The 14763-nt window shown below is 64.5% G+C and carries 14 protein-coding genes and 2 tRNA genes; 5 read left to right on the forward strand and 11 right to left on the reverse strand.

What is annotated here, in order from left to right:
• Nucleotides 1–64: 64 nt before the first annotated feature.
• The 5 genes from EGD98_RS05695 to EGD98_RS05715 all read right to left on the reverse strand — a co-directional run bounded on the left by EGD98_RS05695 (nt 65) and on the right by EGD98_RS05715 (nt 4741).
• A complete protein-coding gene (locus EGD98_RS05695) occupies nt 65–1891 on the reverse strand; it encodes an FAD-binding protein (RefSeq protein WP_220587383.1) in 1827 nt (608 codons plus the stop codon).
• Between the two features lie 33 nt (nt 1892–1924).
• Complete coding sequence (locus tag EGD98_RS05700) at nt 1925–2809, reverse strand: succinate dehydrogenase/fumarate reductase iron-sulfur subunit (protein WP_220587384.1); 885 nt, start codon at nt 2807–2809, stop codon at nt 1925–1927.
• The gene (locus EGD98_RS05705) at nt 2809–3174 is read right to left on the reverse strand and encodes a succinate dehydrogenase hydrophobic membrane anchor subunit (protein WP_220587385.1); all 366 of its coding nucleotides are present in this window, start codon (nt 3172–3174) and stop codon (nt 2809–2811) included. Before EGD98_RS05705 ends, EGD98_RS05700 begins: the two co-directional genes overlap by 1 nt.
• Nucleotides 3174–3569, reverse strand: coding sequence for a succinate dehydrogenase, cytochrome b556 subunit (gene sdhC, locus EGD98_RS05710; RefSeq protein ID WP_220587386.1), 396 nt, complete (start codon nt 3567–3569; stop codon nt 3174–3176). Before sdhC ends, EGD98_RS05705 begins: the two co-directional genes overlap by 1 nt.
• A gap of 125 nt (nt 3570–3694) precedes the next feature.
• Complete coding sequence (locus EGD98_RS05715) at nt 3695–4741, reverse strand: succinylglutamate desuccinylase/aspartoacylase family protein (protein WP_220587387.1); 1047 nt, start codon at nt 4739–4741, stop codon at nt 3695–3697.
• Nucleotides 4742–4827: 86 nt separating this feature from the next.
• On the opposite strand from EGD98_RS05715, the gene EGD98_RS05720 reads away from it, so the two are divergent.
• Entirely contained in the window at nt 4828–6177 is a 1350-nt protein-coding gene (locus EGD98_RS05720; RefSeq protein ID WP_220587388.1) for a RimK family alpha-L-glutamate ligase, read from the forward strand.
• A gap of 140 nt (nt 6178–6317) precedes the next feature.
• Here EGD98_RS05720 and EGD98_RS05725 read toward each other — a convergent pair whose 3' ends face one another.
• The 3 genes from EGD98_RS05725 to EGD98_RS05735 form a co-directional block, all read right to left on the reverse strand.
• A complete protein-coding gene (locus EGD98_RS05725; RefSeq protein ID WP_220587389.1) occupies nt 6318–6929 on the reverse strand; it encodes a DNA-3-methyladenine glycosylase family protein in 612 nt (203 codons plus the stop codon).
• Nucleotides 6930–7016: 87 nt separating this feature from the next.
• A complete protein-coding gene (gene cysE / locus EGD98_RS05730) occupies nt 7017–7586 on the reverse strand; it encodes a serine O-acetyltransferase (protein WP_220587390.1) in 570 nt (189 codons plus the stop codon).
• A gap of 190 nt (nt 7587–7776) precedes the next feature.
• Nucleotides 7777–8217 carry an Hsp20/alpha crystallin family protein gene (locus EGD98_RS05735; protein WP_220587391.1) on the reverse strand — a complete coding sequence of 147 codons (441 nt, stop codon included), beginning with the start codon at nt 8215–8217 and terminating at the stop codon, nt 7777–7779.
• A 201-nt stretch (nt 8218–8418) separates the two neighbouring features.
• Here EGD98_RS05735 and EGD98_RS05740 point away from each other — a divergent pair, with 201 nt between their 5' ends.
• From EGD98_RS05740 to EGD98_RS05755, 4 genes are all read left to right on the forward strand, one after another.
• Entirely contained in the window at nt 8419–10383 is a 1965-nt protein-coding gene (locus EGD98_RS05740; RefSeq protein ID WP_220587392.1) for a 3-hydroxyacyl-CoA dehydrogenase/enoyl-CoA hydratase family protein, read from the forward strand.
• Between the two features lie 118 nt (nt 10384–10501).
• Nucleotides 10502–10576, forward strand: a tRNA-Glu gene (locus tag EGD98_RS05745).
• A 416-nt stretch (nt 10577–10992) separates the two neighbouring features.
• Nucleotides 10993–12174, forward strand: a complete 1182-nt coding sequence (glmU, locus tag EGD98_RS05750; protein ID WP_220587393.1) for a bifunctional sugar-1-phosphate nucleotidylyltransferase/acetyltransferase — start codon at nt 10993–10995, stop codon at nt 12172–12174.
• A gap of 221 nt (nt 12175–12395) precedes the next feature.
• Complete coding sequence (locus EGD98_RS05755; RefSeq protein WP_220587394.1) at nt 12396–12581, forward strand: DUF7576 family protein; 186 nt, start codon at nt 12396–12398, stop codon at nt 12579–12581.
• 84 nt (nt 12582–12665) lie between these two features.
• Here EGD98_RS05755 and EGD98_RS05760 read toward each other — a convergent pair whose 3' ends face one another.
• From EGD98_RS05760 to EGD98_RS05770, 3 genes are all read right to left on the reverse strand, one after another.
• Nucleotides 12666–13178: a DUF21 domain-containing protein gene (locus EGD98_RS05760; protein WP_220587395.1), complete on the reverse strand. Its 513-nt coding sequence runs from the start codon at nt 13176–13178 to the stop codon at nt 12666–12668.
• Nucleotides 13179–13466: 288 nt separating this feature from the next.
• Nucleotides 13467–13541: transfer RNA gene (locus EGD98_RS05765), tRNA-Glu, on the reverse strand.
• A gap of 67 nt (nt 13542–13608) precedes the next feature.
• A complete protein-coding gene (locus EGD98_RS05770) occupies nt 13609–14721 on the reverse strand; it encodes a helix-turn-helix transcriptional regulator (protein WP_220587396.1) in 1113 nt (370 codons plus the stop codon).
• Nucleotides 14722–14763 lie beyond the last annotated feature (42 nt).

Consider the following 14763-nt stretch of genomic DNA (forward strand, 5'->3'; position numbering starts at 1 on the left):
TCTTGTAGATTATTTCCGGATTGCACCGATGGTGCATACCGGTATATCACTACAATAATCCGTATCAGTAGCTGCGCTCTTTTGGCTCGTAGTCCTCTTCGTCGCCCTCGAGGTTGACCGGTTTGTAGTACAGCTCCGGCGTGCCGTCATTCCAGGCCAGCATCGTGTGTTTGATCCACTCGTCGTCCTTGCGCTCCTGGTGTTCCGCGCGCCAGTGCGCACCGCGGAACTCCTCGCGGGCGAGCGCGCCGAGCGTGATGGCCTCGGCCACGTCCAGAATGTTGCGCGTTTCGATGGTGTGGATGAGGTCGGTGTTGTAGGTGCGCGAGGGGTCCGACACTGCGACGTTCTCGTACTCTTTGCGAGCCTCGCGGAGGTCTCGCAGCGCGTCGTTCAGGCTCTCCTCCTCCCGGAAGACGTTGACGTTCTGGGTCATCGTCTCCTGGACGTCCGCGCGGACGTTCGCGTGGTTGATACCGTCTTCTTCGAGCAGGGTCTCGACGCGTTCGCGCTCGTTCTCGACGGCGTTCTCGATGACGGCGGTCGGTTCGACCGCGGCGCCGTCCGCGACGACGTCTTCGCTGCTGGCGTCGATGGCACCCGGTTCGACCGGCGGTTCGACGGCGCCGTCCTCGCTCTTTGCGGAGGGACCGGTGCCGATCTCGGCGGTCTTCATGTCCTTGCCGGCGGCGTGCCAGCCAGCGCGAGCGCCGAAGACGAGCAACTCGGGCAGTGCGTTGCCGCCCAGCCGGTTCGCGCCGTGGAGCGAGACACAGGCGGTCTCGCCGGCGGCGTAGAGGCCGGAGATACAGGTCTCGCCGTTCTCGTCGCACTCGACACCGCCCATGGCGTAGTGCTGGCCGGGCTTTACCGGCATCGGCTCGTCCAGCCCGTCGACACCCTCGAAGTCCTCCGCGAGGTGGAGGATGTTCTCCAGACGGTCGAGGATACGGTCCTCGCCGAGGTGGCGCATGTCGAGGTCGACGTACTCCTCCTCGATACCGCGGCCCTCGTTGATTTCTGTCAGCTCCGCCCGCGAGACCACGTCGCGGGAGGCGAGTTCGCCGTCGTTGTTCGCGTAGCCGTACTCGAACATGAACCGCTCTTCATCGCCGTTGTAGAGGATACCGCCCTCGCCGCGGACACCCTCGGAGATGAGCACGCCAGTCGAGGGGAGCGTGGTCGGGTGGAACTGTATCATCTCCATGTCCTCCATCGGCGCACCCGCGCGGTAGGCCATCGCACAGCCGTCGCCGGTGTTGGCGACGGCGTTGGTGGTGTGGTCGAAGGCCTGCCCGAGCCCGCCGGTGGCGAGGATGACGCCGTTGTTCGCGCGGAAGCCGTGAAGCTCGCCGGACTTGATGTCGTAGGCGACACAGCCGTGGCACTCGCGGTCCTCGGGGTCCTCGTGGTCGGTCACGGCGAGGTTTGTGACGTACCACTCGTCGTACACTTCGATGCCGCGCTTGACCGCCTGCTCGTACATCGTGTGCAGCAGGTGGTGGCCCGTCTCGGCCCCGGCGTAGGTGGTTCGCGGGAACGACATCCCGCCGAAGGGGCGCTGGGAGACCCGGCCGTCGTCCTCCCGGGAGAAGGGCATTCCCCAGTGTTCTATCTGTATGACTTCCTCGGGTGCGGATTTGGCGAAGGTGTCGACTGCCGGCGCGTCGGCCAGGTAGTCCGACCCCTTCATCGTGTCGTAGGCGTGGAGGTCCCAGGAGTCGCCATCCCGGAGCGCGGCGTTGATACCGCCCTCGGCCGCGCCCGTGTGACTGCGGACCGGATGCAGTTTGGTCACGAGGGCCACGTCGGCGCCCTCCTCGTCCGCTGCGATGGCCGCTCGGAGGCCGGCGCCGCCCGCGCCGACCACGATAACGTCGTGTTCGTACATTGTATGGTAAAGGTTGTCTGGCGGTCCTTAGGACTACCAGAACTTGAGGTTGTTCTTGACTGCTTCGCGTTTCAGCTCCTGGATGTGCTCGGTCAGCGGGATGTCCTTGGGACACACCTCGGTACAGGAGAACTGGGTCTGGCACCGCCAGACGCCGTGTTCCTGTTCGATGATACGCAGGCGTTCCTGTTTGCGGTCCTCGCCTTCGCGTTCGTCCATCGCGAACCGGTAGGCCTTGTTGATGGCCGCGGGACCGAGATATTCGTTGTCGCCGGCGGCGATGTTACAGGAAGACATACAGGCGCCACACCAGATACACCGCGTGGACATCTTCACCTTCTCGCGGTTCTCCCGGCTCTGGCGCTGTTCTTCGAGCTCGTCTTCGGGCGTCTCGTCGGCGTCGAAGTACGGCTCGACGGCGTGCATCTGGTCGTAGAAGTGCTCCATGTCCACGACGAGGTCCTTGACGACCTCCTGGTGGGGGAGCGGTTCGATGCGAACCGGCGATTCCAGATCCGCGAGCTGTGTCTTGCAACCCAGCATCTGACTCCCGTTCACGAACAGGGCGTCCGACCCACACACTGCCTGTCTGCAGGAATGTCGGAAGGTAAGAGAAGAGTCGTACTCGTCCCGGGCGTAGATGAGCGCGTCGAGGACGGTCATCCCCTTGTGGAACGGGACGCGGAAGTCGTCGAAGCGCGGTTCCTGCTTGCCCTCGACCTCCGGGTCGTAGCGGAACACTTTGAGGAGCACTGTCTCTTCGTCGTCCAGCGTCGCTTCCTCTGTCTCACGCTGGGCCTGTCGCTCTGCCTCCCGTTCGCGCTTCTCCGCTCGGCGCCGCTCTCCTGGCGACTCGACGTCCGGTTCCTGCTCTTCCTGTTCGGTCTCCGTCTCCTGTTGTTCTATCTGTGTACTCATTATAGGAACCCGTTCATTGCGAGTGCGACTCTCGTCCCCTGTGCGACCAGCAGCAGACTGGCGACGACCAGCACCCACTTGACGGCGGTCTTCTGGGTGCCGTCGATACCCTGGTTGACCAGCGCGTTGTAGACGCCGTTGACGCCGTGGAACGTCGCCGTCACGAGGAACAGCCACATCGTCGCGAAGTAGCCGACCTGACTCATCCGTGCCTGTGTGCCGGCGAAGGTGATGTCGGCGGCGTGGTTCGCGAAGTGTAGCAGGAGGAAGTGGAACGCCAGCACACCGATGAGGAACACCGCTGTCAGCCGCTGAAGCAGCCAGCGGCGACCGCCTCGCTCGAAGGAGGAGTAGTGTTCCGCCATTATGCCAGCGGCCCCCCGAGGAAGGTCGGAATGCTCGCGACGGTGATGGCGCCCGTCAGCACCATCGACGCGTAGAAGCTCTTGTCCTGTGCCTCCAGTCCGACGCCCAGATCGACCATCAGCAGACGGACGCCGTTCAGGATATGGAAGACAGCGACGGCCAGCAGTCCGACTTCGAGGAATCGAACGACCAGCAAGGCTTCGAGCCCCTGGAGCGTGCTCGTATACAGCTCGGCGCCACCCAGAGAGGTACTCAGGACGGCGATGTGGGTGAACAGGTAGCCCACGAGCACCCAGCCGGTGAACTTGTGGAAAATCCAGGCCCACATCCCGGCCGAGAACTCCCGCCACCGCCCGAAGTCCTCGACGGTGCCACGATTGTAAGACTGACTCATACAGGTGGCTTAGTCCGGGGACAGATAGTAGTTACTACCGCGCACGCCTTTCGCCGGAATCAGGGCCACCGGCCCCGTCAGGTTGTTTGCATGGAAAATAATCGGCCACGAAATCGGGCGTCCGTTCACCGCGCTGGGGGGTGTTCAGGGTTGGCACTGAACACCGGTTCTTCGCGGCTCCGTTCGAGCGCGCGAAGGGTGCGCTCGTCCAGGTGGACGAGGTGACAGAGCGGGTTCCCCGGATACACCAGCGGGTTCTCCAGGACTCCGACCAGCAATCCGGTGAAGGGTGCTCTGACGGTGGTGCTGTCGGTCTTGAACGGGTTCGCGATGGTACAGATAATCTCGTCCTCGTAGACCAGCCCGCCCCGCTCGTGGTGCATATCGACGAGGCCGCCCGCGTCGGCCCGAATCCAGGTCTTCTCGTCGTGGTTTTCGATGACGGTGCGCCAGCCGGGCCAGCGCACGACCTCGGTGTCGAGCATTCCGAACTCCGCCAGGACAGACCGGACGCTGTCGAGCGCGCTGTCGATAAGCGGCCGCTGGAATCGGTGGGCCTCTCCCATCTCTATCGTGATGGTGGGCGTGTCCATCCGGCTGGCCTCCCGCCGGAGCGAGCCCGAGGGTCCCTCCGAGGAGATGATGACGTTCGACGCGAAAGCCTTCGCGACCCGGGCAACGGGCCCGTCGTCCATATCGGCCCGGACGTGGAGCGTGTTGGTCCGCCCGCGCGTGGAGGTGTGGAAATCCAGTCCGAAGTCACAGGGGGCGACGAAGTTCCGGAACACGCGGTGGGCCATCCGCTTGGCGCTCGTCGATTCCGGGTCCCCCGGAAACGAGCGGTTGAGGTCGCGGTCGTAGATGGGGAGATACCGCTCCTGTGCCAGAAAGGCCGGCACGTTCAGGACGGGGAGACAGACGAGCGTCCCCGCCAGCTCGCCCAGATCCCACTCGTGGGCGACCTCCCGGACGACTTCGATGCCGTTGAGTTCGTCGCCGTGGGCCGCCGCCGAGAGGAAGCCAGTCGGCCCCGGGCGTTCTCCGTTGATAATCGTCACAGGCATCCGCACGGGGTCTCCGAGATACGTCTCGCTGACGGTGTACCGGACGTTCTGTGTCTCGCCCGGGTCCACCCGCCCCCCGTCGTACGTGAACGGTTCGGCCTCGTCCATGCAGCTACAACTGTGACACGGCCTATATAAACCTCCGGACAGCGGACCCGCCAGACCTTTGCTGGCACCCTCGGAACTAGTGGCCAATGAGTGACGACATCACGGTCGGCGTGTTGAGCCTCCACTCCAGCAAGGAGACCAAGGCGATTCTCAATGCCGCCGACGAGATGGGCTACGACACCGCGTGGCTCCGCGAGGAGAACACGACTGTGCGAGCCCGTGCGGGGAGTATGACCCTGGAACCTGATGTGGACGTCATCGCCAACCGACTCCTCCTCTCGAACGACGAGCATCCCATGGAGGGTGTCGGGCTGGCGCTGACGCTCTCGAATCTCACCCCGATGCTGAACGAGCCGATGGCGGCGACGACGGCGCTGCACAAGTTCGCCAGTGCCGCGGCGCTGGCCGAGGCCGGGGTCCCGATACCCGACGCCGTCCTCGCGCTCTCGAACGAACGGCTCAACGAAGAGCGCGCCCGCTTTGGCGACCGCGCGGTGTACAAGACGGCTATCGGTACCCACGGCGGCGGTACCTGGATGGTCGAACTCGACGACCCGGTCAACGCACAGGTCGGAGACCGCCACGCCTTCCTGCAGGAGTATCTGGACCACGACGAGCAGCGCCACCACGATCTCCGGGTGTACGTCGTCGGCGACCGCATCGTGGCCGCGATGAACCGCTACGCGCCGGAGGGCGAGTGGCGAACCAACGTCGCGCTTGGCGGCGAAGTCGAGGACATGACCGGACGGCTGCCAACCGAGGTCGGCCAAATGGCGCTCGAGGCCGTCGACGCCATCGGCCTCGACTACGCCGGCGTCGACATCGTCCAGGGCGAGGACGGCTACTACGTCCTGGAAGTCAACCCGACGGCGGGCTTTCGCGGCCTCTTCGAGGCCAGTGGCGTCTGCCCCGCGCCCTACATCGCCCAGCGCGCTATCCAGCGAGCAGGTGGGAGTGTCCCCGACAGCGAGGTTGAGCGCCTCGCCGACCGGCTCGACGACTCCCGGCCCGCCGCGATGCCCGCGAAACCGAAACAGAAGCGCGCAGAGAACGTCGTGGTCGGCTACATCGAGGAGGTCGTCGTCTCCGGCACCAGGGGCAACAAGACCGTACTCGCCAAGTCCGACACCGGCGCGACCCGGACGAGTATCGACGCCGAACTCGCCGCAGAAATCGGGACCGGCCCCATCCTCGACATCGTGAAGATAAAGTCGGGCAGCCTCAAGTCGGGCCGCTCCCGGCCGGTCGTCGACCTCGTCGTCGGCCTGGGCGGCACCCAGCACACCGTCACAGCGAGCGTCGAGGACAGAGCGCACATGGACTACCAGGTGTTGCTGGGCCGGGACATCCTCAAGCACTACCAGGTCGACGTCAACCATCGGGCCGACGCCGAGCGCGAGGTCGACACCGAGGAAGAGGAAGACTCCGAAGAGTAGCGAGGAACGCGAGTTTCAGGAGCGTTCCTCGACGGAACGGTGAACGAAGCGAACCGTGGAGTAGCGAGGTATCGACCGGAGAGATAGCTCGACACGAGCGAGCGGTGAGTGGAGCGAACCGCGAGCAGCGAAAACTCGTCTCAGTCGGTCTGTACTTCCGCCACACTCTCTGCGATATCCTCCTCCGCCCGCCAGAGGTATAGCGTCGCGTAACTCCGGTAGGGTGCCCAGCGCTTTGCGTACTCGACCATCTCCGACCGGCTATACCCCTCGCCCACGACGTTCGTGAATCCCTTTCGAACCCCGAGGTCGCCGACGGGGAACACGTCCTCGCGACCCAGCGAGAACAGGAGTTGCATATTGGCGGTCCACTCACCGACGCCGGTGATTGCCGTGAGTTCGTCCCGGACGGCGTCGTCGGCCAGCCCGTCGAAGTACTCGACCGAGTAGCCCTGTTCCTCGAATGCCGCTGCCACCTCGTTCACGTAGCGCGTCTTCTGGCGCGAGAGGCCGGCCTCCTCGAGGAGCGTGTCGTCTGCTGCCAGAACGCCGGCTGGCGTCATCTCGACGGCCTCGAACAGCCGGTCGCGGGTAGCCGCGGCCGACGCCATCGACACCTGCTGGCGACAGATAGAGACGACCAGTCGCCGAAAGAGGTCCTCTGCGGGGTCGAGCGTCAGTTCGCCGTGGGCGTCGACGAGCGGGCCGATGTCTGGGTCCTCACGCAGGAATTCGTGGGGCGAATCCGTCATCAGCGGGTGATAGCGACCAGTCGATGAAGAACCTATTCCTCTGCTCCGTGGCTCCTACTGGTCGCCGCTTCGCTCCGAGACCTCCCGTCAGTCTGCCTCGCTACCGCTCCCGTCAGCGACTGCGGGGGATTGGGGTTCGGACGTATCGTCGTCGATGGGGCGTGCGGGGTTCCCGACGACCGTCGTCTCCGGGGGGACGTCGTCGACGACGACGGCGCCCGCACCGACCGTCGCGTTCTCGCCGATGGTGACGGGTCCGATGAGCGTGGCGTTGGCGCCTATCGTGACGCCGTCTTCGAGCGTGGGGTGGCGCTTCTCGCGACGCATGGACTTTCCGCCCAGCGTCACGCCGTGGTACAGTAACACGTCGTCGCCGACGACGGACGTCTCGCCGATGACGGTGGCCATCCCGTGGTCGATGAACAGTCGGTCGCCGACCTCGGCGCCGGGATGTATCTCGACGCCGGTCAGGAGTCGGCTCAGATGTGAGACGAGCCGGGCCGCAAACTCGTGGTCGTTCGCCCACAGCGCGTGGGCGAGGCGGTACAGCCAGACGGCGTGCAGGCCAGGGTACGTGAGGACGACGGCCGCGGCACTGCTCGCCGCGGGGTCCTTGGCCAGTGCCGTGCGGACGTCGTCCCTGAGTGTTTCGAACATTGTGGGGTCGGTGGGAGCAATCGACAGCTGTGCTATCGGGGAAAAGACCGACCCTCAACAACAGCGACGCGACTCCGAGCGGCGTCGCTGACTGCCGATTCGAACCGGCGAGAGATGGCACCCACCGTTCATACGAATATCTCACCGCCGGACGGGCTTAAAAACAGTGGGAACGTAATTCCCCCGAGACTCACTCGATATCTATCTGGTGACCGCTGTCGAGCGGTTCGACCCTGGAGACGGTGATAGTCAACACCCCGTCGTCCATCGACGCGGAGATGGTCTCGGTGTCGGCGTCGCTGGGAAGCGTGATGCGCCGTGACAATGACTGGTGCGTGCGCTCTTGCTGGATATAGTTCGCCTCCTCGGCCACCGTCTCGTCGCGCTGTTCGGCCTCGATGGCGAGCGTGTTATCGGTGACGTACACCTCGATGTCGTCTTTCCCGAAGCCGGGCATATCGGCGACGACTGTGTACTGCTCGTCGTCCTCGGCCATGTCGATGCGCGGCTGGCTCATCCCCTCCGACCACGGTTCAAGACCGGTCCCCCAGCGGTCCGCAGCTGTCTCGAACTGCTTGCTCATCTGTTCGAACCACGCTTCCATGCTGTCGAGTGGGGACTGTCGGTCCATGGTGGAGCGTGGACGCCAGCGCGCTTAGTTAGTCACTGGGTACGTCAGCGAGCGTGACGAGCACCCACATCGCTCAGCGCGGTAAGATGGTCTTTGTCCTCGATAGCGACTGCGTCGCGACGGTGCCGCCCTGATAAACTCGGGGGCGGTTTCTCGGGGAGAGAAACGTTGAAACGTCGGCCGCCAGTGGGGACACATGTCATGGATTTCGAGGACATCGAGACGGTCGCGGTGCTCGGCGCGGGCAACATGGGCCACGGCATCGCCGAGGTCGCCGCGCTTGCGGGCTACGAGGTCAGGATGCGCGACATCAAAGAGGAGTTCGTTCAGGACGGGTACGACAACATCGAGTGGTCGCTGAACAAACTCGCCGAGAAGGACCAGCTCACCCAGGACGAGGCCGACGCCGCGCTCGAACGGGTCACAGCGCTTGTCGACGTCGAGGCGGCGGTCGGCGACGCCGACGTCGTCATCGAGGCCGTCCCGGAGAAGATGGAGATAAAGAAGGACGTCTATACCGATGTCGAACAGCACGCTCCAGAGGAGGCCATCTTCGCTACCAACACCTCCAGTCTCTCTATCACCGAACTCTCGGAGGTGACCGAACGCCCCGAGCAGTTCTGCGGGATGCACTTCTTCAATCCACCGGTGCGGATGCAGCTCGTCGAGGTCATCACCGGTGCCCACACCAGCGACGAGACGCTGGACACCATCGAGGAACTCGCCGAGGACTTCGGCAAGAGCCCGGTTCGCGTCCGGAAGGATTCGCCGGGGTTCATCGTCAACCGCATACTGGTCCCGCTGATGAACGAGGCCTGCTGGCTCGTCCACGACGACGTGGCCACCATCGCCGAGGTCGACTCGACGACGAAGTTCGACATCGGGCTCCCGATGGGCGCGCTCGAACTCTCGGACCAGGTCGGTAACGACGTCGGACTCCACGTCCTGGAGTACATGCACGAGACGCTGGGCGAGGCCTACGACCCCTGCCCGCTGCTGGAAGCGAAAGTCGAAGACGAGAAGCTCGGCAAGAAGACCGGCGAGGGCTTCTACGACTACGAGGACGGCGGTGCTGACATCCCGCGCGACCAGGCCAGCGAAGAGGTCAAACACCGCCTGCTCGCCGTGATGGCAAACGAGACCGGCAAGCTCGTCGAGAACGACGTGGCTCCGGTCGCCGACATCGACGAGGCCGTGATGCTCGGCGGCGGCTTCCCCGATGGTCCCGCGAAGATGGCCGACAACGCCGGTCTCGAGGCGCTCGTCGAGACGCTAGAGGAAGTCTACGACCAGACCGGAGAGGAGCGCTACGAACTCTCTGACGGACTGACCGACGCCGCCGCCGAAGGTGGCTTCTACGGCGGCGACGACGAAAGTGCGGTCACCTACGACACGATCAACGTCGACGTACTCGACGGCCACGTGGGCCACATCGAACTCGACCGGCCACACCGAATGAACACGGTCAGCGCGGAGATGCTGGACGAACTCGCCGACGCCATCGACCAGCTCGACGAGGACGACGACGTCCGCTCGATTCTACTGACAGGCGCAGGCGACCGAGCGTTCTCCGCGGGCGCGGACGTCCAGTCGGCCGCGACCAACGCGACGACGCTCGACGGCGTCGAGCTCTCGAAACAGGGTCAGGAGACCTTCGGCAAGTTCGAGGCATCTCCGATGCCCGTCGTCGCCGGCATCGACGGTTACACGCTCGGGGGCGGGATGGAACTGGCCACCGCCGCCGATATGCGCGTCGCCTCCGAGAGCTCACAGTTCGGCCAGCCCGAACACAATCTCGGGCTGTTGCCCGGCTGGGGCGGCACCCAGCGACTCGCAAACATCGTCGGCGAGGGCCGTGCCAAGGAGATTATCTTCACCGCCGAGCGCTACGACGCCGCGGAGATGGCCGACTACGGCTTCGTCAACGAGGTCACCAGCAGCGACGAGTTGCTGGACGCGGCCGAGGAACTGGCCCGTGACCTCGCCGCCGGCCCACCCATCGCGATGGACTTCACGAAGCGCGCGATGCACGCCGGCCGCGTCGACGAAGAGGCCGGTCTGGAGGTCGAGTCACAGGCCTTCGGGCACCTGTTCAACACGGAGGACCTCATGGAGGGGCTGACCGCCTTCACCGAGGACCGTGACCCCGAGTTCGAGGGCAAGTAAGTCAGCACCCGCCCCGGCTGACCCGCCCAGGGCACGGCCATCGGGTGCCGTGTCACCGCGCCACAGGTAGTGGAGATTTCGATGGGGTTAAATTGGTGTACCCGAAATCCGGATGTACGCTCGGTTGGTGTAGTCCGGCCAATCATCTTGGCCTTTCGAGCCGAGGACCAGGGTTCAAATCCCTGACCGAGCACATTGCTGTCGCGAACAAACTCGTGAGCGACTGCTGTGCGGGGATTTGAACCCTATCAGTCCCAGCCCGGGAAGCGAACGAAGTGAGCGACCCGGACCGTCTGAGTCCGGTTAAAATCCCTGACCGAGCACATTCCTGCGGCGAGCACGAGACGTGACCAACGGAACGTCTCGATAGAGCGAGCGGTGTAACCGCGAGCAAATCCGCGAGCCGCGGCTGTGTAATGAAGGGATTTGAATCACGCGAGACGAACGCAGTGAGTCTCGCAATCGGGTTCAAATCCCTGACCGAGCATTTTGCTGCGAACAAACTCGTGAGCAACTGCTGTCCTTCTTTCAGCGCTCCGGCGTTCGGAAGAACATGAGAACAAATGGCATAGCGGTAGCTATTTTCCGGGGCCGTGAGTCCGACAACGTATGCAAGCAGTCGTACTCGCCGCTGGCGAAGGGACGCGGATGCGTCCGCTAACGGAAAACACACCGAAACCGATGCTCCCCGTGGCCGACCGGCCGCTGGTCGCCCACACTGCGGACACGGCCATCGCGGCCGGGGCGGAGGAGCTCATCTTCGTGGTCGGCTACGAGGCCGACGCGGTTCGGGAGTTCTTCGGCGACAGCTACGGCGGCGTTCCGGTCGAGTTCGCCGTGCAGGAAGAGCAACTGGGAACCGCCGACGCCGTCGACGCCGCCCGCGAGTATCTGGACGGACCCTTCGCCGTCCTGAACGGGGACAACCTCTACGACGAGGCGAGCCTCTCCAGCCTCTTCGACGCGGCGCCGTCTATCGCCGCCTACCAGGTCCCGGACCCGTCGAACTACGGCGTCCTCTCGACGGACGGTGACAGGGTCACCGCCATCATCGAGAAGCCCGCTGACCCGCCCACGGAACTGGCCAACGCCGGCGCGTACGTCTTCCCCGCCGAGGCCCGCGAGTGGCTCGACGTCGAGATGAGCGAGCGGGGCGAACGGGAGATAACCGACGTCGTCACGCAGGTCATAGAGGCCTACGACGTCACCGCCGTCGAGGTCGACCGATGGCTCGACGTGGGCCGACCCTGGGAGCTGCTGGAAGCCAACGAGTGGAAAGTCGGCGAGCTCGACCGCCGAATCGACGGCGATATCCGCGGCGACGCCGACCTGCGCGGAGACGTGGTCGTCGAGGCGGGCGCAGTCATCGAGCCCGGCGTCGTCATCGAGGGGCCGGCCCTCGTCCGTGCCGGTGCGACAGTCGGCCCGAACGCGTACGTCCGCGGCGCCACGGCACTCGGCGAGGACACCCACGTCGGCCACGGCGTCGAAATCAAGAACAGCGTCGTGATGGCCGACTCGAACGTCCCACACGTCTCATACGTCGGCGACAGCGTGCTCGGTACCGACGTGAACCTGGGCGCGAGCACACAGGTCGCGAACCTCCGCCACGACGGCGAGCCGGTGAAGATGACGGTCAAGGGCGACCGCGTCTCGACGGGTCGCCGGAAGTTCGGTGTGGTCGCCGGTGACGGCGTCCGGACCGCTATCAACACCAGTCTCGACGCCGGCGTCGTGCTCTCGGCGGGCGCGACGACGACACCCGGGGAGAGCGTGACCCGGGACCGGTAGCGAGACACCGAACGGAGAGAGCTCTCGAAGCGGAGCGGCGACGGCGAGGCGCGAAGCGCCTCGGTGGTAAGCGGCTCAGCCCCCAGCCCGGAGCCCTAGAGCTAAGCGAGGTCGACCGGCGGGACGGCCCGACACGACGTTCCTGAAGCAGTAGCGGGGTTGACTGCTTCTCGGGGGCGAGTATGTGAGATTAAGTAGGGCGACGACCACGCTCCGGTAAGATGGTCGACCCAACATCGGATCACCACGAAGATATCGACGAGGAGGATGCCCCGAACTGCGCGGTGTGTGACGCCGTCATAGCCAACGAGGTGACACACCGCGTGATAACGTGGGTGGAGGACGACGGTGTCGAGACGGCCCATTTCTGTGACGAGGACTGTCGCGAGTCGTGGGGCGGTGCCTGACCGCGGGTCGCTCTTTCTCTCTTCTCCTATCGGCTGTCTCAGTGCGGTCGAACTCGGCGCTCCGCGGACGGACAGCCGACAGTCTCACTGTACTTCGTCGTAGGTCTGCTCGATAGACTGCTGGCCCCCGATACTGTCCGACATGGTCCTGGTGAGCAGGTCGAAGACGACGACGACCGGATACAGCAGGAGGCTGACGTACCGCAGCGGCCGGATGACACGCAGCGCGAACGTCTGGGCGTGGCCCAGACCGTAGGACTTGGGGATGATTTCCCCGGCAATCAGGATGACCGTACTGGCGACGACCGTCGTGGCGAGGACGGCCAGCCCCGGGTCGAGCCGGTCGACCAGCACCGCGGTCAGGAGACTCGACAGCGTGATATTGACGACGTTGTTCCCGACAAGCAGTGTGACCAGCAGTCTGTGTGGGTCCTCGAGGACGTCAGCGACGGCGGCCGCCCGCCGGTCGGTCTCGGCCGCGTCGGCCAACCACTCCCGAGAGAGCGAGAACAGCGCCGTCTCGCTGCTGGAAAAGAAGGCGCTACACCCGAGCAGAGCGACGATGGCGACGAGCGTCGGTGCGAGCGGAACAGACATACCTGTCGGTCGGTGTCACCGGTGAAAGAACCGCCGCTCTGACTTTGCTCACTTGTCGAATAAACGACTACGAACGGCCCCGCTATCGCTCGCCACGTTACTGCTGAAGAATGCTCGGTCAGGGAGTGAGCAAACCTTCGGTTTGCGAACGCCGAGAGACTCGCGGGGCGAGTCTCTCGGGATTTGAACCGGAATCAGACGTGCTCGCTCACGCTGTTCGCTGCGCGCGACTGATAGGGTTCAAATCCCTGGACACCATTTGCTGCTCACGGATTGTTCGCAGCAAAATGCTCCGGCAGGGATTTGAACCCTGGTCATCACCGTGAGAGGGTGATATGATTGGCCGGACTACACCACCAGAGCGTACATTGATTGCAAGGGCAGAGGTACCTATAACGATTCCGTTTCGGAAGCGCCCTGTGTGGGTTTCTCACTCCTCGTCGAAGGGAGAGCCGGCCGCGTCTGGCTCCTCGCCGGCGAGGCTGATGATGTTCTCACGGCCCACCCGGAGCTTGCTGATGTCGCCCTCCTCTTCCATATCTGAGAGGAGCATACTGACCTTGGATTTGGACCAGTCGGTCGTCTGGACGATGTCGACCTGCTTCATCCGACCGCCGTTCTCCTCCAGGAGCTTGATTACGCGGTCGTCGTCGTTGAGCAGTTCTGGCTCTTCGACGGCGGTATCGGCTGTCGGTTCGCTTACCGACTCCGTCCCGGACCCGCCGTCCGCATCGTTACCCCCGAGGACCGCCCCTGCAGCCCCGGACCGCCAGGCCGCGGCGGCGACCACGCCCAGCGCGACGACGGCCAGTACGAGCGCGAACTGCCACATACTCTCGCCGGCGCTCGCAGCGACGGTCGTCTCGTTCTCGGTCGGCGTACCCTGCGCTGACGAGGGGGGACCCAGCTCGACGTACGGGCGGTTGTCGTTGAACGACCGCTCGCCGACGTACGTTATCGACTGGCTGTCTGCCAGCGACTGGGGGGTACCCAGGGAGTCCGGTTCTGGCTCGGCGGCGGTAAACACCATCGAGGTGTCGTGCTCGAACACCATCCGCTGTTGGGAACGCAGGTAGAACCCGTCCTCGAACACGTCACTGACGACCACCCGCTCGTCGTAGGTCTGGGCGAAGTTCTCCCACAGGAACGACATCTGGACCGTCCCCCGGTCCTGTGCCGGTTCGACACCGGCCGACCGCTGGAAGTTCCGGGCGTCCATCTGCCGGCCGGTTTCGTTCGTCCCGACCCGCGTGAGCGCCTCGGCGTCGTCGACCAAATTCCGGTAGAGCTCCGTTTCGTTGTCCTCGAAGTTCGACGCGTAGGCCCGGAACTGCTCGGTCTCGTTTTGGGTCTCCAGGGGCTGGTAGTGTTCTATCGTCCAGGTCGCCGACCCGTTCTCGTAGAGCGTGACGCGGAACGTCGTCGTGTCGAACTGGTCCGGCGTCTGCAATCGGTCGGCGTTCGATGTGGCCACTGCCGGTGATGCGGCGAGGCTCCCAACAAGCAAGAGAACAGCGAGTGTGGCGACGACCGCGCGTGACATCTACATCGTAAGACCCGAGGACAGCATAAAAACACTGTGAAT

The organism is Haloarcula salinisoli (genome assembly GCF_019599405.1).
In the GTDB taxonomy this organism is placed as follows: Archaea; Halobacteriota; Halobacteria; order Halobacteriales; family Haloarculaceae; genus Haloarcula; species Haloarcula salinisoli.